20 protein-coding genes are annotated in these 22,647 nt (G+C 68.5%); 12 read left to right on the forward strand and 8 right to left on the reverse strand.

Features of this window, described 5'->3' with window-relative positions; all coding sequences use genetic code 11:
• Positions 1–746, forward strand: a 746-nt coding sequence (locus tag BKH20_RS09630) for a zinc transporter (RefSeq protein ID WP_256693126.1), incomplete at its 5' end; no start/stop codon positions are given.
• Between the two features lie 580 nt (positions 747–1,326).
• Here BKH20_RS09630 and BKH20_RS09635 read toward each other — a convergent pair.
• From BKH20_RS09635 to BKH20_RS09655, 5 genes are all read right to left on the reverse strand, one after another.
• Positions 1,327–3,012, reverse strand: a complete 1,686-nt coding sequence (locus BKH20_RS09635; protein WP_081381676.1) for a hypothetical protein — start codon at positions 3,010–3,012, stop codon at positions 1,327–1,329.
• Complete coding sequence (locus BKH20_RS09640) at positions 3,009–3,797, reverse strand: ABC transporter ATP-binding protein (protein ID WP_075390882.1); 789 nt, start codon at positions 3,795–3,797, stop codon at positions 3,009–3,011. Before BKH20_RS09640 ends, BKH20_RS09635 begins: the two co-directional genes overlap by 4 nt.
• 98 nt (positions 3,798–3,895) lie before the next feature.
• Positions 3,896–4,639 carry a response regulator gene (locus BKH20_RS09645; protein ID WP_075390883.1) on the reverse strand — a complete coding sequence of 248 codons (744 nt, stop codon included), beginning with the start codon at positions 4,637–4,639 and terminating at the stop codon, positions 3,896–3,898.
• Entirely contained in the window at positions 4,636–6,024 is a 1,389-nt protein-coding gene (locus BKH20_RS09650) for a sensor histidine kinase (RefSeq protein WP_075390884.1), read from the reverse strand. Before BKH20_RS09650 ends, BKH20_RS09645 begins: the two co-directional genes overlap by 4 nt.
• The gene (locus tag BKH20_RS09655; protein ID WP_075390885.1) at positions 6,017–7,189 is read right to left on the reverse strand and encodes a DUF3866 family protein; all 1,173 of its coding nucleotides are present in this window, start codon (positions 7,187–7,189) and stop codon (positions 6,017–6,019) included. The genes BKH20_RS09650 and BKH20_RS09655 overlap by 8 nt, the downstream gene beginning before the upstream one ends.
• A 68-nt stretch (positions 7,190–7,257) precedes the next feature.
• On the opposite strand from BKH20_RS09655, the gene BKH20_RS09660 reads away from it, so the two are divergent.
• The 7 genes from BKH20_RS09660 to BKH20_RS09690 all read left to right on the forward strand — a co-directional run bounded on the left by BKH20_RS09660 (position 7,258) and on the right by BKH20_RS09690 (position 15,527).
• Positions 7,258–8,304: a helix-turn-helix transcriptional regulator gene (locus BKH20_RS09660; RefSeq protein WP_178388584.1), complete on the forward strand. Its 1,047-nt coding sequence runs from the start codon at positions 7,258–7,260 to the stop codon at positions 8,302–8,304.
• A gap of 2 nt (positions 8,305–8,306) precedes the next feature.
• Entirely contained in the window at positions 8,307–9,323 is a 1,017-nt protein-coding gene (locus BKH20_RS09665; RefSeq protein WP_075390896.1) for a helix-turn-helix transcriptional regulator, read from the forward strand.
• Positions 9,324–9,434: 111 nt separating this feature from the next.
• On the forward strand, positions 9,435–9,695 hold the full coding sequence (gene tatA, locus BKH20_RS09670; protein ID WP_070658983.1) for a Sec-independent protein translocase subunit TatA: 261 nt from the start codon (positions 9,435–9,437) through the stop codon (positions 9,693–9,695).
• 45 nt (positions 9,696–9,740) lie between these two features.
• Positions 9,741–10,562, forward strand: coding sequence for a twin-arginine translocase subunit TatC (tatC, locus tag BKH20_RS09675; protein WP_075390886.1), 822 nt, complete (start codon positions 9,741–9,743; stop codon positions 10,560–10,562).
• Positions 10,563–10,611: 49 nt separating this feature from the next.
• Entirely contained in the window at positions 10,612–11,583 is a 972-nt protein-coding gene (locus tag BKH20_RS09680; RefSeq protein WP_075390887.1) for a diacylglycerol/lipid kinase family protein, read from the forward strand.
• Between the two features lie 22 nt (positions 11,584–11,605).
• Positions 11,606–14,548: a DEAD/DEAH box helicase gene (locus BKH20_RS09685; protein WP_075390888.1), complete on the forward strand. Its 2,943-nt coding sequence runs from the start codon at positions 11,606–11,608 to the stop codon at positions 14,546–14,548.
• Between the two features lie 58 nt (positions 14,549–14,606).
• Positions 14,607–15,527 (forward strand): DUF808 domain-containing protein, encoded by a 921-nt coding sequence (locus BKH20_RS09690; RefSeq protein ID WP_075390889.1) that lies wholly within the window; start codon positions 14,607–14,609, stop codon positions 15,525–15,527.
• Positions 15,528–15,530: 3 nt separating this feature from the next.
• Here BKH20_RS09690 and BKH20_RS09695 read toward each other — a convergent pair whose 3' ends face one another.
• Positions 15,531–16,217 carry a response regulator transcription factor gene (locus BKH20_RS09695; protein ID WP_075390890.1) on the reverse strand — a complete coding sequence of 229 codons (687 nt, stop codon included), beginning with the start codon at positions 16,215–16,217 and terminating at the stop codon, positions 15,531–15,533.
• Positions 16,214–17,002, reverse strand: a complete 789-nt coding sequence (locus BKH20_RS09700; RefSeq protein ID WP_256693127.1) for a sensor histidine kinase — start codon at positions 17,000–17,002, stop codon at positions 16,214–16,216. Before BKH20_RS09700 ends, BKH20_RS09695 begins: the two co-directional genes overlap by 4 nt.
• A 127-nt stretch (positions 17,003–17,129) precedes the next feature.
• Here BKH20_RS09700 and BKH20_RS09705 point away from each other — a divergent pair, with 127 nt between their 5' ends.
• From BKH20_RS09705 to BKH20_RS09720, 4 genes are all read left to right on the forward strand, one after another.
• On the forward strand, positions 17,130–17,870 hold the full coding sequence (locus tag BKH20_RS09705; RefSeq protein ID WP_081381677.1) for an ABC transporter ATP-binding protein: 741 nt from the start codon (positions 17,130–17,132) through the stop codon (positions 17,868–17,870).
• Complete coding sequence (locus BKH20_RS09710) at positions 17,867–19,339, forward strand: FtsX-like permease family protein (RefSeq protein WP_075390893.1); 1,473 nt, start codon at positions 17,867–17,869, stop codon at positions 19,337–19,339. The genes BKH20_RS09705 and BKH20_RS09710 overlap by 4 nt, the downstream gene beginning before the upstream one ends.
• Before the next feature lie 120 nt (positions 19,340–19,459).
• Positions 19,460–21,097, forward strand: coding sequence for an apolipoprotein N-acyltransferase (gene lnt / locus BKH20_RS09715; protein WP_075390898.1), 1,638 nt, complete (start codon positions 19,460–19,462; stop codon positions 21,095–21,097).
• 67 nt (positions 21,098–21,164) lie between these two features.
• The gene (locus tag BKH20_RS09720; RefSeq protein WP_075390894.1) at positions 21,165–22,004 is read left to right on the forward strand and encodes a polyprenol monophosphomannose synthase; all 840 of its coding nucleotides are present in this window, start codon (positions 21,165–21,167) and stop codon (positions 22,002–22,004) included.
• An 8-nt stretch (positions 22,005–22,012) separates the two neighbouring features.
• On the opposite strand, the gene BKH20_RS09725 is transcribed toward BKH20_RS09720, so the two are convergent.
• Positions 22,013–22,372 (reverse strand): RNA polymerase-binding protein RbpA, encoded by a 360-nt coding sequence (locus BKH20_RS09725; protein WP_070658976.1) that lies wholly within the window; start codon positions 22,370–22,372, stop codon positions 22,013–22,015.
• Positions 22,373–22,647: the final 275 nt, after the last annotated feature.

Raw genomic sequence — 22,647 nt, forward strand, 5'->3', positions numbered from 1 at the left:
ACACCTACACCACCACCCCCTCAATAACCTTCACGGATGCAGGAGTGGAAACCTACGGGGAGGTGACTGAGACCGTCCCTCAGGAGGGTGCGTCGGATTCTGGTGGGTCTCCGTCTCAGGAGCATCCGTCTGTGACGGCCTCGGATCCGTCGATGTGGGAGGAGCAGTCTCACCGGGAGTGCTCGCCTGAGAAGGACGAGTACGGGCTGGATAAGTTCAAGTGCAACCTGGCCAGCCTCCACCGCCCCACCCAGCCCGACCAGCCCACCGGCACCGACCCCCGCACGATCACGATCACCACCCGCCAGGCCGCTACCCTCATCGCCTCCGGCTCAGGTATCACGCGCCAGCCCCCGGGACCCAAGGTCATCATCTCCATGGCCTTCATCGTCTACACCAACCCCACCCCCCGGTATCAGACCACCACGATCCTGGGCACCCCCATCGAGGTCGAGTTCACCCCCACCTCCTACACCTGGGGCTGGGGAGACGGCACCACCACAACCACCACCGACCCCGGAGCCCCCTACCCCAACCAGACCGTGACCCACCACTACCAGCACACCGCCACCGGTGTGACCACCACCCTGACCACCACCTGGACCACCCGGTACCGCCCCCAGGGCGAGGCCACCTGGCGGCCCATCGAAGGCACCATCACCACCACCGAGACCTCCACCCCCTACGACCTGGTCCGCGTCGTCACCTACCTCACCGACGACGCCGAAGAAGCCCAAGGCCACTAACCCCGCCCCAGCACACACATCCGGAGAGTAGACCACCAGGCTCGCCCTGCGAGTGTGGTGTCACGATTGGCGACTTTTCAGACACACCCCAGGCCGACGACCATCACACTCCGGCCACGTATACGCTGGCCAGAGCCATACAGGCAGGGGCACGCCAGCTGATGGGCGCCCTAAAAGTCGCCAAACGTGACACCCAGACCCCACAACACACCGCCAAGCCCCACTCAGCCCACCCGACACCTGGTACACACGTTCGTAGGGTAGGCCGCCGGTTCGTACCCTTAACCCCCGAACACGCGAGCTAACCTACGAACGCACCAGCTATAACATGGACGGCAGGGGCTTGGGAATTTGAGTGGGCGGTGGCGCGCACTGCCCCGGACACCTCTCAGAGGTCAGCTGGATCCCGGCCGTCCACCGCACTTCACATCCGAGCACCTCAGCTCACGCGATGTGAGCAATCATCATGACACTGACGCATGATCCCCCGCGGCATATCCCCGCGTTCAGGGGCAAGCCCCCATCTTCGCAGCCGACACGTTCCTCCCCACCATCCGCGCATCCCAATCAGCAGCCCCACTCACTCCCGGATGGCGGCGCGCCTGGCTCCTACGACCGCTGTCCCCATCGCCACTGACCCGATGAGCAGGCTGAGGCCGACGATCATCAGCCAGCGTCCCGGGAACTGGTGAGCAACGCTCATCCATCCCCAAGGAGCCAGCCGCCACAACCAGGTGGCCGCCATGACGTCGTTACCGCCGATGAGCAGCCCTATGACGACCAGGATGATGTTGAGGACGATCGCCACGACGATCCGGGTACTCAGAGCCACCGCCAGGCTGACAGCCGCGATCATAAATGCCACGGCCGGCATCACCATGAGCCCGTAGACCGGGCCGGTCACTGCCGGCAGGTTCGGGTCGGTGCGGGTCAGAGTGTCGCCCAGGACCGTCACGATCCAGGAGACGACCAGGACCGGGATGAGGAAGAGAGCGCTGAGAACCGTCGTCGAAACCAGAATCCCGCATGCCCCCCGGCGAGTGATGAGGGTGCGCCAGGCCGGCTGGAGACGTCCCCACACCATGATACCGGTGATGGCCGCGGCGACAGGCACACCAACGAGCTCGAGGAGGATCTGACCATAGTCTGGCGGGTAAGCGACGCGGATAGCCCCCAGGCAGGCGAGCAGCAGGGCCGCCAGGACTACCCACACGATCCAGGGCAGCACGCCGGCCATTGCCAGCACGGTACTGCGCGTCCCAGGAATACGGGCCATACGGGTGGCGGGCGTGGCGCGGAACGCCGGGGTGCCGCGGGGCGGCGACAGCGGAGCCTGCACCAAGGCCTGATCCGAGCCGGCTCTCGGTAGCACGCCGTCATCGAGGTCCTTGCCGGGAAGCAGCCGGCTGAGCCAGGAAACCAACGAAGTCGAGGACCCGGCGCCACCAGGAGCGCCACAGAGAAAGGCCAGTCCAACGCCGATCAGGGTCAGGCCGGACGTCAGCAGGAACCCGGGCAGGAGCGAGTATCCCCACACCGGTGAGCCCTCCTCGAGCAGGACGGAGTTGCCGTGCACGCCCAGCAGGGGCAACGGGACTCTCGCCGTCCAGGCCCACGGGAGCATCCACCAGTCGCTCCGCTCGGCCTGGGCCACGCCCACCACGGACCAGACGAAGCCCAGGACAGGGGCGACCCCGACGGAGACAACTCGCAGCACGCGGAAGGCTGCCATGCCCCAGGCGCATGCCCCGGTGACGACAATCCACATGTAGGTGGCGAACAGCAGGTACCTGTCCCAGGGCCCCCAGCCGTTGCCCACGATGAGGGCGTGCCCCACCACCGGGGCGACCAGTGCCACCTGACAGGCCAGCGCGGACAGACTCAGGACCACGATGCGGGCAGCCGCCACCCGGCGCGGCGCGACGGCGCGCCAGGCCGTCCCACCCTGACGCCACCGCTGCTCGCGCCACTGGGCCATCGCCCCGGTCAGCAGCCCCAGGGGCACCGCGAAGGCCCCGGCATACATATGCATCCACGCCAGAGCATTGCCGTTCCACTGGACTTCCTTGACCACGCCTGAAGAGACCGAGGCATTCGCCAGGATGATGGTGTGAACGGTGAAGATGAGGGTCGCCCCGATGACTCCCCAGGTGAAGGTGCGCCGGCTGCGGGTGATCTCGGCACGCACCAGGTCCCACAGGCCTACTCTCACCTCTGCCTTCCCCTGCGCCTTCACCCGGGTCTGCGGCCGCACAACGGTGCTCATGCGCGCACCTCCGTCCCGGCGGGGCGTCCGCTTCCGGTGACCGCCGCAAGGAATGCCGCCTCCATGGCCCGCTCATCGTCGGCGTCAGCGAAGTCGGCCAGCGGCCCCTCGTAGACGAGGCGCCCGGTCGCCAGGACCCCGATGTCGTCACTCATGCGGGCGATCTCGCCGAGCTGGTGGCTGGAGACGACGACGGTGCGGCCCTCGTCGGCCAGGTTCCGCACAAGATCGCGCAGCTCGATGATGCCCTGAGGATCCAGCCCGTTCTGGGGCTCGTCGAGGATGAGGACCTCCGGGTCGGTCAGAAGCGCCATGGCCAGCGACAGGCGCACCTTCATACCCGTGGAGAAGGAGCCGGCGCGCTTCCTACCGACTCCGGCCAGCCCTACGCGCTCCAGGAGCGGGTCGATCGTCGCCGGTGAGGTACCGGTCAGACGGCAGTGGACGAGCAGGTTGCGCCGCGCAGACAGCTGGGGGAAAAGGGCGGGACCGTTAATGGAGGCCCCCACCCGAGCCAGGCTGCGACGGGAGAACGGAGCCCCCTGGATCTCCACACGACCTGCGTCGGGTGTGAGCAGCCCCAGCGCGATATTGAAGGCGGTCGACTTGCCTGCCCCGTTGAGACCGAGCAGCCCGTACACGCGACCGGGATAGGCCGACAGGTCGAGGCCGGAGAGCACCTGCTGGCGGCCGAAGGACTTCGATACCCCCGTCAGTCTCAGCCCGGGGGTGTGACCGGCGCCGTGGGTGGAGGGGGGAGGTGATGCTGTTGCGGTGGCTGTCATGGCCCCATACTTGTGCGCACCAGTACCTCAACGAATCCCCACCAGGGACACAGTCCGTACCCGCTCCCACAACCCCGTCTCCTCCCTGGGGAGGAGAGCTACCGCGGCTGGACGAGCCCAGTGGTCAGCGCGTAGATGACGAGCTCGACCCGGTTGCGGCAGCCCGTCTTGCCCAGGATCGTCTTGACATGGGACTTGACCGTCGACTCGGCGACATGGAGCCGCTCACCGATCCGGGCATTACTCAGCCCCTGGCACACCAACGCGAGTACGGCGTCCTCCCGACCGGTGAGCGCCTCGTAAGGCCCCGACGGCGCCCCCACAACGGGCACGGCCCCATCGGCCGGTGCCGACGACTGCGGGGCACCGGGTCCGCCACCTGCATCAAGGTGCGCCAGAACGGTGCCGGTGACAGCCGGATCCAGCCAGGACTCTCCGCCGGCGACGACGCGGATCGCCTCCAGCAGCGTCGTCGGCTCGGCGTCCTTGAGGAGGAATCCGTGGGCGCCGGCGCCCAGCGCCGCCAGGACGAGATCCTCATCATCAAAAGTGGTCAGAACCAGGACCCGCAAGGAGGCAGTGGCCGGCGTGGCACGCAGCTCACGAATGGCACTGACCCCGTCCAGGACCGGCATCCGCAGATCCATGAGCACCAGATCGGCCCCTCCGCGGGGACCGGTGGCCAGAGCGGTCAAGCCCTCGATGGCCTGACGCCCGTTGACGGCCTCCAGGACCACCTCCATATCGGGCTGTGCAGCCACGAGAGCGCTGAAAGCACTGACCAGCAGCGGCTGATCGTCGACAACAGCCACCCTGATCGCACCGGTCGTCCTGAGCGTCATCTGGAGTCTCCTGATCCTGTCTCACCGGCCATCGTGGCGCTCGCGGGCAGCTCGAGCGGCGCCACAGGGAAGTCGACGTCGATGGTGAAGATGCTGTGGTCCTCGTCGTTGTGGACGCCGTGGGTCATGGTTCCGCCCACGAGCCTGAGCCGCTCTTCGAGGCCGGCGAGCCCGCTGCCGCCGAAGGGGGAGTGCTCCACGACGTCGGGTACCGGGTTGGCGACGTGGAGGTGGCAGGAGTCCTGCGACAGTGTCAGGCTCAGCTCGATCTGGCCGGTTCCGTGCCTGACGGCGTTGGTGAGGGTCTCTCCCACGAGACGCACGAGGGTGAGACGCTGTATCGCCGACCACGCCGAGTTGCAGCGCTCCAGGATCTTCGGTTCGGGAAGTGCGGCGCTGATCCGGCTGCCTGAGCTGCGGGTGGTCTCGATGAGGGCCGGGATGGTCCGCAGGTCCGCCAAGGGAGTGATCTCGCCGGCGTCGGAGCGTAGGACGGAGACGAGCTGGCGCACGGAAGCCAGGGAGGCATCGGCAGTGTCGCGCACCGTGGTCAGGGTGCTGCGCAGCCGTTCCTCACCGCCCAGGGCCAGGCCGGTGGCGGCCTGAACCTTGATCGTGGTGAGGCTGTGACCCACGAGGTCGTGGAGCTCTCGGGCCAGGCTCAGGCGCTCGGCCGCAACCGCCTGGGCCGCGGCGATGCCGACGTCGAGGGCCTGGTTCTCGGCGATCCGGCGCCGGGAGGAGGCCAGCAGGTAGGTGAGTACCACGGCACCGACGAAGACCAGACTGGAGAGTGCTCTGACCAGCAGAATGGTTCCGTCCCAGCCGGAGCCTGTCGTCGGGTCGGCGCCTGATTCGTAGGGCGGGGTGTAGGAGGCGAGGGTAACGGGGTTGACCAGGGCGCCGGCCAGCGCCAGCAGGAGCGCCGCCGTGCCCCACCGCCGGTCGGGCTCCCAGCGGGTGACGGTGTAGAGACTGGTAATGGCTGTGGCGATGATCGGGTTGAGGCCGAGGTTGACGGGGGAGAGGACCACGAGGATCGCGTAGGCCGCCAGCAGGGCGTAGGTCGCGATGAAGGAGACACGCAGGAGGCGCAACCGTCCGAACTGCGTCAGCGCCAGCGCCAGGTACAGGGCGAAGTCCGCAACATAGATGGCATAGCCGCCGTAGCGCAGGATGAAGGTGACCGACTCCAGAGCGAAGGCGAGGAAGACGGTCCCCAGAGCGAGATCCACGACCGGGATCGAGTAGCGTGCCCAGCGGCCTCTTCGCCCCGGCACCATGCGGTGACGGGCCCGCCAGTCGTAGGCCGCTGACAGACTCGCTGTCGTCGGCAGCACCGCGCTGCGGGCCGTCGTGCCCGGTTGGCCGTCTCGATCAGCCATGCGCGGTTCCTTCGTCAAGGATCTGGCGCGCGTGGTGACCGGCCGCCGCTGCGGCGATGAAGGCTGCCGCGTCCTCATCCAAACCTCGTCGCATGGTGGACAGCCTGACCCCGGTCTCCACCTCCGCCGCCCGCAGCAGCTCCAGGAGCCCGTCCGCGGGGACCTCGACGAGTCGGTGCTGCCCGGCGCCCGGCCGGGGGCCGCACAGGGACTCGGCCTCCTGACGCACCTGTACTCCCAGCGGCCCCTTCAGGTCGGGGACGACGACGTCGGCCCCCGCCAGCGCGACCCTCCCGTACGCCGTCATCGAGTGGTGAGACACGCCCCGGTGGCGGGCGCGGGCATCGGCCTGGGAGACACGTAGGCAGGCCACCGGGTGTCCGCCCAGCGTGGCGATGGCGTTGATCGCGTCCCCGCAGGCCACACCGGAGAAGCCCCAGGGCGTCTCGGTGCCCAGGTTCCCGGGCCCCTGGATGACGATGGCGGCGTCGGCGTGCAGGACGTGTCGTGCCGCCAGGAGCGCGTTGTGGACGCTGACCGCCTCGATGTCGCCACCCCAGGCCTGACCGGCCGTGATGGTCCCGGACAGCCACCCGGCCTGGCTCAGGGAGGCGACGACTCGTGAGTAGGCCAGGGGCAGGGCCCCGCCGTCGGTCATGATGTAGACGACGCGCGGTTGCTCCTCACCGCTGGGGGAGCGCAGCCCGGCGAGCACCGCCGGCAGGCTCGAGTGCAGGTCGGCCACCACCACCGGCATCCCCTCCAGGTCGAGGCTGCCGATCGGCTGGGACAGCAGGCCGTGGTGGGCCGTGGCCTGCTCGTCGACACCGGTGACCATGACCTGGTCCGGCATGTAGCGGGCCTTGACGAGGTGCCCCTCACGCGGCGGGTCGGGGGGCAGGACGTCTAGGCGAGAGCTGACCATGGCGTGCCCACCCGTACCCAGGGCACGGTCGAGGGCCGAGACCTCCAGCCTCACCCGCTCGGCGACGTCGGGCAGCCCGGTGAGGGCCTCGTAGGCGACCGCACGGACCCGCTGACCGGACAGCAGGCCATCCGCATTACTCGGGGCCCCGACGATCTCCACGTCCAGCTCGGCGCAGGATCGCCCCGCGGGTCCCCATGCCGTCCTGGTCCCGGTCACTACGCCGTCGCGCCACATCATGGCGGCAGACTATCTGGGCGCGCGCGTCACCAGCCGCAGGCCACCGGACTCTTTTAGGCTGGGGCACCGTGAGCCAGCCGACCCGTAGCACTGAGGAGCGCCTGGTGAGCCTTCTGCTCACCTTGCGCAACACCACCACCGGTCTCAGTGCCGAGGAGATCGTGGCCAGCGTGCCGGGATACGGCTTGGCGGACCCCTCCACGAATCCGCTCTCGGCTCGCCGCAAGTTCGAGCGGGACAAGGACACGCTGCGCGAGCTCGGTATCGAGGTGACCGCCACCGGAAGCCCCGAGGAGCCCCGGTATCGGATCATTGAGGAGGACTACACCCTGCCCCCGCTGCACCTGAGCGCCGAGCAGGCCGCCTGCCTGAGTCTAGCCGCCTCCGCCTGGCGCGACGGCGACCTTCCCGCCACGGCCCGGAGGGCCCTGACCAAGCTGCGCGCCGTCAGTGAGGGACCGACCGGCAGCAGCTCCGCCAGTCTGCCGGTCCTCACCGCGGACCTGTCCGGCGACGAGATCCCCGAGGAGCTCATCACCGCGGTCGACGAGCGCCGCCTGGTCACCTTCGACTACGTCTCCGCACGCTCGGGCAGCACCCGGGCCCGCACTGTCGAGCCGCACCACTTGCGCCTGGCCGAGGGCGCCTGGTACCTCGACGCCGTCGAGCCCACAGGCGCCCACGGCCCAGACGACAGCAGGGAACCGGAGGGCCCGGCAGGAACCGCCGTCAGGTTGCTGACCTTCCGACTGGCTCGCATCACCGGGTCAGTTACCGTGCACGGGAGCCCGAAAGCCTTCACCCGGCTTCCCGCCAAGGCGCCCAGCCGCCGGCGCGCTCTGCTCGCCGCCCTGCCGGGGCGGGCTCTGGGACTGCGTCTGGCCGGGGCCCACCTCGATCCGGTTCAGGGCCCGCAGGCAGAACTGCCTGCTCTGCTGGCGCACCTGGAGGGCCGTGATCTCATCGCCGTCGAGTACGAGGATCCCTTCTCCTTCGCCGGAACCGTGGCCGCTCTTGGTGACGCCGTCGTCGTCCTCGCCCCTGACTCCTTGCGCCAGGCGGTCCTGTCCCACCTGCAAGGCGCGGCTGGGCTCACGGCACCGGAGGGGGAGTGACCATGGCGCGCGTATCCGCCTCCGACCAGCTCACGCGGCTGCTCGCCCTGCCCGCCTGGGTTGCGGAGCACCCCGGCGTGACTCTCACGGAGGCCGCCAAGCACTTCGGCGTCAGCCCGGCCGTCATTGAGCGCGACGTCAACACGCTGTGGGTCTCCGGTTTGCCCGGTGGCATGCACGGGGACCTCGTGGACTTCGACGCCGCGGACTTCGAGGCTGGGCGCCTGCGCCTGTCCGAACCGCTGGGGCTGGACCGCCCGGTTCGCCTCACCCGGCAGGAGGCGATCTCTCTGCTCATGGCGCTCAGGGTGCTCGCCGACCTCCTGGCCGACGACGAAGCCTCCGCACCCGTGATCGCCTCCACCCAGCAGGCGGTGACCGCTCTGCTCAGCTCAGGCGCCTCCGCCGATGGCACCGACGCGCACGTCGATCCGGGAACCGTCACCCCCATCGCCCCGGACCCCGCGCACACCGGACGTTCCAGCCATACGTCCCGGATCCTGGCCGCCGTGCGCTCCGCTCTGCGCGACAGGCGCCGCCTCCACCTGGTCTATGTCTCCGCCACCGACACCCCCTCGGAGAGAGACGTCGATCCCATCACACTGGAAAGTGATGGATCACATATGACGCTGGTGGGCTGGTGCCTCAGTGCCAAGGCCGAGCGCAGCTTCCGCCTGGACCGGATCACGTCAGTCACGCTGCTCGACACCCCTTCTGTGCGGCACCGCGCCTCACGCAGAAGGAACCAGCCCAAGGCCGACCACTGCGCGGGGACCAGGCCTCGCGCCACGCTGGTTCTGCAGCCGACGGGCCGCTGGCTCGCCGAGCAGGTCCCGTGCCTCTCCCAGGAGGAGACCGCGGACGGCCGCCTCAGGGTCGTCGTCGAGGGACGCGACCGCGCCTGGCTCATCGGCCTGGTCCTCTCCGCGGGGCGTCATCTCATCGCGGTGGAGCCCCCGGACCTCGCCCAGGAGGCCGCAACAGCAGCCACACAGGCTCTGGCCGCATATCACTGCTGAACCCTGCCCCGTCCGCCTTGGGGAGAACCATCAGGACCCTCGTTCTGAGGCGCCCGCCCGGGAGGCTACACTCAGCCCGTATCGATAGCCCCTACCACAAGGAGCAGCGCCGTGAACCTCTTTAAGCCGTCGCACATCATCTTCCTGCTCATCGTCGTCATCCTGCTGTTCGGCTACAGGAAGCTGCCTGACATCGCCCGCAGCGTGGGCCAGTCCATGAAGGTCTTCAAGAAGGAGGTCAAGGAGCTGCGCGACGACGACTCCAAGGACTCCCAGGCTCAGATTCAGCAGCCGCAGGAGGGCACTTACTACACCGAGCCCACCCAGTCCGGCCAGACCGCTCAGAGCACCGAGGGCTCATCCCAGAAGTGATGTCATCCGGCGAGAGCCGGTGACCTGCAGACGAAGGAGGCCGCGGTGCCCAAGCTCCCTCAGATCAAGCGATCGAGGCGCAAGGACAACCCCGAGGCGCGCATGTCCATCGGGGACCACCTGCGCGAGCTGCGCCAACGTCTCTTCGTCTCCGCCGCGGGCGTCATGGTGATGACGGTCGTCGGTTACCTGGTCTACGAGCGGGCCTTCGCCCTCATCACCCGGCCCATCGAGCAGGCCAATGCCAAGGGCGCGCATCTCACCTTGAACTTCGACACGATTCTGGCCTCCTTCGACATGAAGCTCGAGGTGTCGATCTGGCTCGGTATTCTGTTCTCCTCCCCGCTGTGGATATACGAGTTCTGGGCCTTCGTCGGACCGGGCATGACCCGCAAGGAGAAGGCCTACACCTGGGCCTATGGCACGGCCGGCCTGTTCCTCTTCCTGGCCGGTGCGGCTCTGGGGATCTGGGTGATGCCGCGCGCCGTGGCCATCCTCACCGGCTTCATCCCTAACGGCCCCACCGCCGGAGTGATCGGGGCGAATCTCTACCTGTCCTTCATCATGAGGATGGTCCTCGCCTTCGGCATCGCCTTCCTCCTGCCCGAGGTTCTCGTCGCCCTCAATATGCTCGGGCTCATGCAGGGAAAGACCATGCTCAAGGGCTGGCGCTGGGCCATTGTGGGTATCGTCACCTTCATGGCCATTGTCAACCCGATGCCGGATCCCTGGTCCATGATCTTCATGTCCGTTCCCATTGCCGGCCTGTACTTCCTGGCCTGCTTCATCTCCATCAGGCATGACAAACGGGTGGAGAGAAAGCGCGCCGAGCTCGACGCCGAGCTCGAGGCCGCCCTGGCCGAGTAGCCAGGCGCAGCTGCTCATATTCGCCTGGCTTGTCTTTGCTCTTCCTTCGATGCGTATCGCTCTGCTGTCCAACCCCACCTCGGGTAGAGGCCGTCACGCGGCCGCCGACGATATTGCCCTCTGGGTTCTTACCGAGGCCGGCCATGAGGTCCTTCATGTCCGTGGCAGCTCCTACGAGCAGACGCGTCGCGCAGGACGGACCCTCCTGGGCGACGGGCCGCACCGGAACATTGAGGCACTGGTCGTCGTCGGCGGGGACGGCATGGTTCACCTGGGGGTAGACATCGTCGCCACGACGGGCGTGCCTCTGGGCATCGTGGCCACCGGCACCGGCAATGACATCGCCAGGCACTTCAATCTGCCCAGCCGGGATGCGGAGGCCTCCGCCCGCCTCATCAACCAGGCGCTGTCCGGTGAGGGAGCAATCACGGCGGTGGACGCGATCTACGCCTCACGCCCCGACGGCACCCTGCTCGCCCCGCAGCGTCGCTGGTCCCTGGCCGTGGTCAGCGCCGGGGTGGACGCCGCCGTCAACGCCCGCGCCAACACCCTTTCCTGGCCCGCCCGTGAGGGACGCTACGTACGCGCCTTCACCGCTGAGCTCGCGACGCTGGCACCCTACGGCTACCGGGTCACCACCGATGAAGGCACCTGGGAGGGGCAAGCGCTCCTGCTGGCGGCGGCCAACACCCGTTACATCGGCGGCGGCATGGACCTGGCGCCCCAGGCCGACCCCACCGATGGTCTGCTGGAGGTGCTGCGCCTGGACCCCGTGGGCCGCACCCGCCTGCTCACCCTCTTCCGCCGGCTCTTCCGCGGCACACACATGACTGACCCGGCCGTCCACGTGGAGCGCAGCCGCACCGTCACCATTGAGGCGCTCGCTGAGCGAACCGGCCGTGACCGGGGCCTGCGCCCACCGCCTCACCCCTTCGCCGATGGCGAGCCGCTGGCCGAGCTGCCCCTGCGCCTTGAAGCCGTCCCCGACGCCGTCCGGCTGCTCCTACCGGCTCAGGGCTGATCCGGCCCGTAGGGTGGTTGCCATGAGCTCACCAGCAGAGCGCTATGCCGCATCTCGACGTCGACAGGCCGCCTCCAGCAGTGAGCTCGCCCGATTCGCCCAGGGCTACGACTTTCCTCTCGACCCTTTCCAGGAGGAGGCCTGCGGCGCCGTCGAGAGAGGAGAGGGCGTCCTGGTAGCCGCCCCGACGGGCGCCGGCAAGACGGTGGTGGGGGAGTTCGCCGTGCACCTGGGCCTGGCCCGGGGACTCAAGACCTTCTACACCGCCCCCATCAAGGCGCTGAGCAACCAGAAGTACCTGGACCTCGTGGCCCGGCACGGTCAGGAGCGGGTGGGGCTGCTGACCGGTGACACCTCCGTCAACCCTCACGCGGACGTGGTGGTCATGACCACCGAGGTGCTGCGCAACATGCTCTACTCGGGCTCGCGAGACCTGGACCGACTGGGCTTCGTAGTCATGGACGAGGTCCACTACCTGGCCGACCGCTTCCGCGGGCCGGTGTGGGAGGAGGTCATCATCCACCTGCCAGCCGAGGTCCAGGTGATCTCCCTGTCCGCCACGGTCTCCAACGCCGAGGAGTTCGGCGACTGGCTCGGCCAGGTACGCGGCAGGACCGCCGTCGTCGTCTCCGAGGAGCGCCCCGTCCCGCTGACTCAGCACATGATGGTCGGTCGCCGGCTGCTGCCGTTGTACTCCCACCCCGCGGATGCCGTTGAGCACTCCGACCAGCTCGACCAGTCTGAAATGCCCGAGCAGACGGGGCAGCAGCCCCCGCTCAACCCAGAGCTGCTCAAGGCCGTCAAGCAGGCCCGGCGTGCCGCCGCCTCCGGTGGCGCATCAAAGAACGGCTACCGCGGCCGCGGTGGTGGTTCGGCCCGAGGGCCGCAGCCCTGGAAGCGCTCCGCCCGAGGCGGACGAGCGCCTCGCCGCGGCGAGGGGGGAGCCCGCACGGCCAGGTTGAAGCCGCCCTCGCGACTGCAGGTCGTCACGGCCCTGGAGGGGGCCCGCCTGCTGCCCGCGATCGTCTTCGTCTTCTCCCGGGCGGGCTGCGAGCAGGCCGTCCACCAGGTGGTCAGCGCCGGGGTGGACCTGACCACCGAGGCCGAGGCGGCACGGATCCGGGAGGTCATCGAGCGACGTACCGCTGACATCCCCGCCGGCGACCTGGGGGTCCTCGGCTTCCACTTCTGGGCCCACGCCCTGGAGCGTGGTGTTGCGGCCCACCACGCGGGGCTGCTGCCGGTGTTCAAGGAGACGGTGGAGGAACTCTTCAGTGCGGGCCTGGTCAAGGTCGTCTACGCCACCGAGACCCTGGCGCTGGGCATCAACATGCCCGCCCGCACCGTCGTCCTGGAGTCGCTGCGCAAGTGGAACGGTTCGGCCCATGTCACCCTCAGCCCGGGGGAGTACACCCAGCTGACGGGCCGGGCCGGGCGCCGCGGCATCGACGTGGAGGGCCACGCCGTCGTGCTGGCGGCCGACGACGTCGAGCCGGCCACGGTCTCCTCGCTGGCCTCCCGGCGCACCTACCCGCTGGTCTCCGCCTTCCGCCCGACCTACAACATGGCCGTCAACCTGCTCGAGCGCATGCCACGGACGCGGGTGCGTGAGGTGCTCGAACAGTCCTTCGCCCAGTTCCAGGCCGACCGCGGCGTCGTGGAGCTGGCCGCTCAGGCTCGCCGCAAACGCCGCAGCCTGGAGGGCCTGGAGAAGGACATGACGTGCCGTCTGGGCGACTTCCGCGAGTACGCCTCCCTGCGCCAGGCCATCGCCGACGCCGAGGCGGACCTGTCGCGGGACAAGTCCGCCTCGCGCCGCAGCGAGACGGGACGGACCATGAGCTCACTGGGACGCGGTGACGTCATCGTCTTCCGCAAGGGTCGACGCCGCCGCCACGGCATCGTCCTTCAGGTCGGCGCCGACCGGACCGGGAACCCGACCGTCACGGTGCTGGGGGAGGACTCCCGGGTCGTCGCCCTGACCCCTGACACGGCGCCGGACGGCGTCATGCGCGTGGGCGCCCTGCGAGTGACGGACTCGGTGGACCCGCACCGGCCCCGGGACCGGGACCGGCTCGTTCAGCGCCTGGTCGACGCTCTACGTGCCGGGGACCTGGAGGGCGGCAAGCGCACACGCACCCGCTCCAGCCGCGCTCAGGCCCGCCGGGACAGCGCGATCGAGAATCTCGAGCGCCTGCGCCACGAGATGCGCTCCCACCCCTGCCACGGGTGCCCCGACCTCGAGGAGCACGCCCGGGTGGGCCGCAAGTGGTCCAGGGCCCAGGCCGAGGCCGAGCGCCTCCAACGGCGCATCGAGACTCGCACCGGCACCATCGCGCGCCTCTTCGATGCCGTCTGCGAGGTCCTGCTCGAGCTGGGTTATTTGCGTCCTGTGGACCGGGGGCACCCGGAGCGCGAGCTGCGGGTCACCGGTACCGGCAAGGTGCTGGCCAGAATCTACGCCGAGCGGGACCTGCTCATCGCCGAGTGCCTGCGCACGGAAGTCTTCGAGGATCTCAGCGCCGCAGAGCTGGCCGGTGCGCTGAGCGCCTGCGTCTACGAGCCGCGACTGAGCGCCCAGTCGATCGGGCTGCCCGTGGCGCCCGCATCCAGGCTCGGCCAGTGCCTGCGCGCACAGCTGGGGGTCTCGCACCGGATCCACGACCTGGAGTCCCTGGCCCGCATCGAGGCCTCCTCGGGGGCGGAGCCTGCGCTGGCCGGTGCCGTCCAGGCCTGGTGTGACGGAGCGCAGCTGGCGGACATCCTGGACGCCACGGAGCTGACGGCCGGGGACTTCGTGCGCTGGTGCAAGCAGCTGCTTGACGTCGTCGGGCAGATCGCGAGCCTCTCACCGCCACCGGACGCCACCCCCGAGCAGGCCAGGGCGGTCACCGACCTGTCGATGCGCGCCGCCGAGGCCTCCCTGGATCTCAATAGGGGAGTGGTGAGCTGGTCCGCCGTGTGACGCTGGGGCTAGTACTCTCGTTCCAGCCGATACTCCGGACGACAGGACTCATGCCCTTATGTCAGGCTTCTTCGCCCTCCTCGACGACATCGCCACGCTCGCCAAGCTGACGCTGTCCACCGTTGACGACACGGCCTCCATGGCCGTCAAGGCCTCAGCGAAGGTCTCAGCGGCTGCTGTCGACGACGTCGCCACCACGCCCCAGTACGTCACCGGCATCACTCCGGACCGTGAGCTGCCGATCATCAAGAAGATCACGCTGGGCTCGCTGCGCAACAAGCTCCTCATCATTCTGCCGATCGGCCTGCTGCTGACGGCCGTGGCGCCGTGGCTCCTGCCGGTGGCGCTCGTCATCGGCGGCACCTACCTGTGCTTCGAGGGCGGGGAGAAGATCCTGGAGCGCTTCGGCGGCGCTGCTCACGCCAAGGAGGAGACCGGCCCGGTCGACGAGGCCCAGATCGTCCGTCAGGCCGTGACCACGGACTTCGTCCTGTCCACCGAGATCATGCTGCTGGCCCTGGCCGAGGTGGAGGGGGAGTCCTCCATGCGGCGCATCATCGTCCTGGTCCTCATCGCCCTGCTCATCACCTTCGCCGTCTACGGCCTGGTGGCGGCCCTCATCAAGCTCGATGACGCCGGCGCGCACCTGGCAGGCCACGGCCGCACCGGCACCATCCGCTCCCTTGGCCGCGCGATTGTGACGTCTGCGCCGGCGCTCTTCCGCGGTATCGGGATCGTCGGAACCGTGGCGATGCTGTGGGTGGGCGGCCATATCCTGGCAGTCAACCTCGCCAAGGTCGGTTTCCACCCGCTGCACCACGCCATCGAGTGGGCCGAGGAGCTCACCCACAACCCGGTCCTGTCCTGGATCACTGGAACGGCCATGTCCTGCCTCATCGGAGCCGTCATCGGCACCCTGCTGGCCCTGGCCTGGCAGCCCGTGCACCATGTCCTGGCCCGCCGCCGGGCTCACGACTGAGAGCTACCTGCTGAGCCCGTCACCGAGGAAGGCGAGGATGGCGCGCACCCGCCGGTTCTCCTCGGAGGGGTCCAGCCCCAGCTTGAGGAAGATCGCCGAGACGTGCTTGGCGACCGCCGCCCCTGACACAACCATCTGAACCGAAATCTGACTGTTCGACAGCCCTCGGGCCATGAGCTCGAGGACCTCGAGCTCGCGCGGCGTCAGATCCGAGAGCCCCGAGCGAGAGCTGCGTACCATGGCCCGGGCCACCTCCGGGTCGGTCACCATGCCTCCGGCCAGGACCACTCGCAGGGAGCCCAGGAAGTCCGCGACCTCCGAGATCCTGTCCTTGAGCAGGTAGCCCGTTCCGCCGGCGTCTGCCGGGGCGTCGGAGGCGAGGAGCTGCTGGGCGTAGGCTGCCGACACGTACTGGCTGAGCACCATGATGGACACGGCCGGATGACGGCGCCGAATATCCAGCGCGGCCTCCAGGCCGTCATTCCTCATGGACGGCGGCATGCGGACGTCGGTGATCACGGCATCGGGTAGGCGCCCCCGGCCATCCAGGTGGTCGATGCGCTGGATGAGTGCCGGCGCGCTGCTCTCCCGGGCGACGACGTCGTAGCCCTGGCGCTCCAGCAGGCCCGCCAGCCCCTCACGCAGGAGGGCCGAGTCATCGGCGAGTACCAGTGAGGGGGCCTTGCTCATGTCTCCTGCCCTTCTGCGCCAGTCATGGCGCCCGTACTATCGACCCTGTCGATGCCAGTACCGCTCTCCCCACGGGCCAGGAGGAGGGGCAGGTGCGCCGCGACCTGGGTCGGTCCACCCGGGGGACTGGACAACAGAAGCTCTCCGCCGAAGGCCGCAAGCCGTTCCCTCATACCCGCCAGGCCACGACCCGGCTGGAGGTGGGCTCCGCCGGTCCCGGTGTCGACGACGCAGACTCTCAGGGTCTTATCCACGGTCAGCAGGATCGTGATCTCGGCTCCGGGAGCATGCTTGAGCGCGTTGGTCATCGCCTCCAGAGCGAAGAAGTAAGCGGCAGCCAGGACGCCCTCGGGCATCGTCGGCAGAGGGTGCGGGCAAACGATCCTAATGGTCCTGCCAGTCCTGTCGACTCGATCCACCGCGTCTGTCAGAGCCGCTTCCAGGCCGAGGTCGGTGAGCACCTGGGGGTGGATACCGCGCACCGTGGTGCGCAGCGACTCGAGCCCGCCGGCAATGGCCGACTTCGCCTCGGCCAGAAGAGCGGCGAGTGCGGGATCCGCGGTAACGGCTGGGGAGAGCTGCGCCTCGCCGAGCTTCATGAGCCCGACGACGAGACGTTGCTGAGCGCCGTCGTGCAGGTCGCGTTCGATACGGCGGCGCTCGATCTCGTAGGCCGCAACGATCTCCCGACGGGAGGCCGTCAGCTCGGCGATCCGCCGGGCGGCAACGGCCTCATGCGTGGGCCTGGCCCTGCCGGGCCACCGCGGAGAGAACCTGAGCTGCACGCTCCCAAGGTACCGTGTCCGGTTCACCTGAGCCGGCAGGCCGGGCATCGGCTGACCAAGAGGTATACCCAGCACTACCTCGACAGCAGTGCGAGCACTATCGCTATCGTTCCAAGAAGACGATGAAATGAGAGACATGAGCACACCACTGATCACCACCAGCGATATTGTCAAACGATTCGGTACGGTGACGGCTCTGGCCGGCGTGAGCATCAACGTCTCCGTAGGTGAGAGCGTCGCAATCATGGGGCCCTCGGGCTCGGGTAAGTCGACCCTGCTGCACTGCCTGTCCGGAGTCCTCGTCCCGGACCAGGGAAGCGTGGGCTTCGGGGGCACCGAGATCTCCCGTCTCACTGATGCGCAGCGATCCCACCTGCGGTTGCGCGAGCTGGGATTCGTTTTTCAGGACAGCCAGCTCATCCCCGAGCTACCGGCTCGGGAGAACGTGGCTCTTCCCCTCATGCTTACTGGCACACCGACGCGGTCAGCACTGCGCGCCGCCGACGAGATGCTCGCACGACTCGGTCTGACAGACCTCATGGGCCGGCGTCCTGCGCAGATGTCCGGCGGTCAGGCCCAGCGGGTGGCAATCGCTCGGGCGCTGGTGAGCAGTCCCCGCGCCATCTTCGCCGACGAGCCCTCCGGTGCCCTGGACCAGGCAACCGGTCACGAGATGATGCAGCTGCTGACTGCAGCCGTCTCCATGGCCGGCGCGACGCTGGTCGTGGTGACGCACGATGTCAATGTCGCACGCTGGTGCTCACGCCTCATCGAGATCCGTGACGGACTGGTCCACTCCGACCGTCTCCTGAACGTCGACACGGCCAACCGCTCCGCGCAGGCCGCGAGGATGGAGACGATCCGATGAATGCCTCAAGCACCGCGGGGCCCCGCTCCATCACCGTGCCCAGGGCAGACTCCTCCCGCCCCGGCCTTCCGGTCCTCGCCCGCCTCACTGCGCGCCTGACCCGTGCACGGCTCGCCTCCCGCGAGGGGGAGACGCTGCTGTACCTGGCCAGCGTCCTGGCCTACACCGTAGCCACCTGCGCGGCCCTGACCGTCGCTGGGGGCACGTGGATGCTCTACAGCCGTGGAACGCACCCCGAACGGATTCCGGTGTGGGTAGACGCGGCCAAGAACGCGGGCTACGGCTTCGACTTCATGGCATCGCAGTACCTCAGCATGTCCATTCTGGCCTGCGCCATGCTGGTGCCGGCCATGGTGGGGCTGGCCTCCAGTGCCGCGGTCCTGGGAGCGCGCAGCCGTGAAAGGCGCCTGGCTGTTCTGCGGCTGATGGGCTTGTCCGGGGCCGACGTCACCCGTATGTCCCTGCTGGACGCCCTTGTCCAGTCGGTGGTAGGCGCAGTCATCGGCACCGCCATCTACCTGATCACACTTCCCGCCTGGGGCGGACTCACCGTCATGGGAACCCGGATCACCGCCGGCGAGATGATGCTGCCGCTGCGATACCTGGCCGTTGTCCTGGTGGGAGTCGTCACGGTTGGCCAGGTCTCGGCTTGGCGGGGGCTGCGCCAGGTGCGAGTCTCCCCACTGGGTGTCTCACGACGGAGCAACAGACCGCGCGCCGGCGTCTGGCGTGTCATCGTGTTCCTCGTGACGCTGTTCGGTGCCCCGCAGGTCATCAGGTCGGTACCGCAGCAGCATCGTTTCATCATCGTGTGCGTCATGATCGTTGCACTCATCGCCGTCTTCGACCTGGCCGGGTCATGGTTCACGCAGCTGCTCTCCCGAGGGCTCGCCCACCTGCGCGGTCCGGTCATGCGTTGGACCGCTCGCCGCATTCAGGCCGCACCCACCACGACGTGGCACCGGGTCTCCGCCATGGGGCTGCTGGCCTTCATTGGCGGTTTCATGTCACCCATGCCGCTGGGACTGAGCACCATGACGGCGAAGGAAGCCGGTTCGGCTGAGGCTTTCATCTACGGCCTCCTGTGGGACGTTGACAAGGGTGCCATCATCACCCTGGCCTTCGGGTTCGCCCTGACGGCCACCTCCATCCTCATCACCCAGGCCTCAGGAACCATCGAGCGCGCGGAGCAGTCCCGCAGTCTGCGCCGTATGGGCGCTCCCGCAGGCTATGGTCTGCGCGTCATGTGGATGGAGGCCTATACGCCGCTCCTGCTCGCCGTTCTGGGGGGTGCGGGACTGGGCATCGTCATGGGCTCCCTCTTGATGGGTACCTCTCCGATGTCCGGCGCGTCTCCGCTGGCACTCGGTGTCGTCATCGTCGGCCTGGTGCTCACGGGACTCGCCCTGAGCGTCTGCCATCCGTTGTACCACCGGCTCCTGGGGACCCAGGAGCGTCACAACGACTGACGCCTCCACGCCCGGTTCCGCCCGTCTACGGACGGGAACGAGGAGAGGCGTCGGCGTATTGCCCGTATGCTTCACCGCGTGACAGTGCCCTCCCGCTTGCCCTCCAGGCTGCGTACTCGGCTGCTTTCTCGGTCCTCCCTCTGGCTTCGCCGATCAGTGCCCGCAGCGGTGGCGCTGCTGGCGGGCGTAGCCACCTACGCCGCCTTCCCCCCGGTGAACCTGTGGTGGTCGGCCCTCATCGGGGTCGGGGCCTTCATGCTCCTCATCAGCGGCCGCCGCTTCTGGGCGGGCACCGGTCTGGGACTGCTCTACGGCTTCGGTCTGTTCACTCCTCTGCTGCACTTCACGATGGTGGGCATGGGCAACCCGATCGGCTGGATCGCGCTGACGCTCTTCGAGTCCCTCTTCCTGGCCGGACTCGGCGGGGCCTGGTCCCTGGTGAGCCGCCTGCCACTGCTCCAGGGGACTGCCCAGGGAAGGCGGCTCACGCGGCACGTACCTGCCGGCGCGGCCGGCGTGCTCTTCTTCGCCGTGCTGTGGTCCGGGGTCGAGGAGCTGCGCTCGGTGTGGCCGCTGGGCGGCTTCCCCTTCGGGCGCCTGGCCTTCGCCATGGCGGATGCCCCCATCCTGCCGGCGGCGGCCTATGTCGGCAGCGCCGGGGTGGGGCTGCTGGTGGCATTGGCGGCCGCATGCATCGCTCACGCGGCTCGATCCGTCTATGAGCGCCGCGCCATGCCGGTCCTCGTCTGCGCAACGCTCACGGCGGCTGTGCTCATTGCGCCGAGGACGCTGCCACTGCAGACGCGCGCTGAGAACGGCACCGTCCGTATCGGAGCCGTGCAGGGCAATGTGGCCACAGACTTCGAGGACGCCTACAACCGGGCCCTGGAGGTGACCAGCAACCACACCACGGCGACGAAGCAGCTGGCCGCCGACGTCGGCCCCGGCAGCCTCGACATGGTCATCTGGCCGGAGAACTCCGCGGACCTGGACCCTCGCGACTACCCGGCATCGGCGACCATCGTCGATGAGGCCGCCCAGGCGGTCCAGGCGCCGGTGCTCGTGGGCGCGGTTCCTGTTGTCGGCGACATCCGCTACAACGACGTCCTCATCTGGAATCCCGGAGACGTCTCCGGGAAGACGGCTCATCCCTACTACCGCAAGCACCGGCCCGTGCCCTTCGCGGAGTACATTCCCTCCCGTTCCCTGGTGCGGCGCCTGACCACTCAGGTGGACCGGGTCGGCATCGACATGTTGCCCGGTACCGGCCCCAGCACACTGACGGTTCCGGCCGTCACCCAGGGGCGGGACGTCACCTTCGCCATGGGCATCTGTTTCGAGGCCGCTTACGACGACTCCCTGCGCGCCGGTGTCGCACAGGGAGGGCAGGCGATCATCATCCCGACGAACAACGCCTCCTTCCTCGACTCCGGCGAGGCCGCCCAGCAGCTCGCCCAGGGGCGCGTTCAGGCGGTAGTCCACGGCCGCAGCGTCATCCAGGCCTCCACCGTCGGCTACACCGCCATCATCAACCCCCGTGGTGAGGTCGAGCAGATCACCCGGCCCTACACCCAGGCGAGCCTCGTGGCCGATGTCCCGCTGCGCAGCTCACACACCGTCGCCGACCGGCTCGGTGCCGCCCCCGGATTCATTCTCCTCGCCGGTGCGGGGCTACTGGTGGGAGCCGGTATCCTGAGCCGGCTGCGCTCAGGACGGAAAGCAGTGGCTGCGTCTGGGAATCGCAGGCGTCGCCGCTGATCTCAGATAACCTCAGGGCGCCGCCACTAGCCTCGGCGCAACACCGCCCCCAACCTTGGAGACAGAAGTGAAGGCACTCGTCGTCATCCCCACCTACAACGAGATCGAGTCCCTGCCCACGGCACTGGACCGGGTCCGCGAGCACGCTCCCGAGGCAGACATTCTCGTCGTCGACGACGGTTCCCCCGACGGCACCGGGGACTACGCCGACACCCGCGCGCACGAGGACTCCCACATCCATGTCCTGCACCGTTTGGAGAAGAACGGGCTGGGCCCGGCCTACCTCGCTGGGTTCTCCTGGGCACTGGCCGCCGGCTACGAGCTCATCGTGGAGATGGATGCCGACGGCTCCCACCGCGCCGAGGACCTGGCCCTGCTCATTCAGCGCGCCGAGATGGCCGACGAGCCGGACCTCGTCATCGGCTCACGATGGGTCTCCGGCGGCGCCACCGAGGGCTGGGACGCCAAGCGCGTGGCCCTGTCCAAGGCTGGGAACCTCTACATCAACGCCATGCTGGGTCTGCGCGTCAAGGACGCCACCGCAGGCTTTCGGGTCTTCCGTGCCTCGATCCTGCGTCGCATGGACCTCGGGAAGGTCGAGGCCCTCGGCTACGGGTTCCAGGTCAACATGACCAAGCTGGTTGACGAGATCGGCGGTCGCATCGTGGAGATGCCGATCACCTTCTTGGAGCGGGAGGCCGGACAGTCCAAGCTCTCCGGAGGAATCTTCACCGAGGAGCTGTCCCTCGTGACCCGTTGGGGAGTGGCCAAGCGCTCCGGCCAGCTGCTCGATGCGGCCAAGTTCGCCGGAAGCAGGCTGCGCGCCGCCCGTAACAAGCGCCGCCGGGCCACCGCCGGGTACCGGCAGCAGCGTCCGACTGGCTCATTTCGCCAGAAGCGCTCCTAACGGCCCCGTCAGCCGCTGACCCGCTCGCGGTAGACCTCACCGCTGCGCAGCGCCTCAAGGCGCTCATTGAGGAGAACCTCGAGCTCATCGACACTGCGGCGCTCCAGGAGCATGTCCCAGTGGGTGCGCGGGGTCTTCTTGGGCTCGTCGGGCTCAGGCTCGTCCTCACCGCGCCGGGCGGCGAGCTGGCCGCACTCGGGGCACTCCCAGGTGGGAGGCACCTCTGCCTCGGTGGACATCGGGATCCTGGTGACGTGCGCCATCGGGCACTCGTAGCTGATGATCATCCGCTCGGCGAACTCGACGCCGTCCTCCGACTCCATCGACTTCGCGCCAATGGTCATGCCTCGCAGTGCGCGGTCTGCCATGCTTCTGGTCTCCTTATGGCTCGTCTCTCGTAATGTCCCGGCTGACAAAGCGCACGGCTCCTGCACAGCCTCCAGGGCACCTACGTCAACACCGGGGGAGGGCGCAGTGTTCCCGTTGGGTTACCACTGGGTTCCCCCGGTATCGACGCGATCAGGGTAATGATGATACCGGTTGGCGTCTAACGCGACGTCGTCTGCCCGTATCAGTGAAGAACTGTGCCGTCTCATGAGTTCTGAGAGTTTCGGATGTCATAACATCTGAGACACCGATTGGG

It is taken from the genome of Actinomyces oris (genome assembly GCF_001937445.1).
Classification (GTDB): domain Bacteria; phylum Actinomycetota; class Actinomycetes; order Actinomycetales; family Actinomycetaceae; genus Actinomyces; species Actinomyces acetigenes.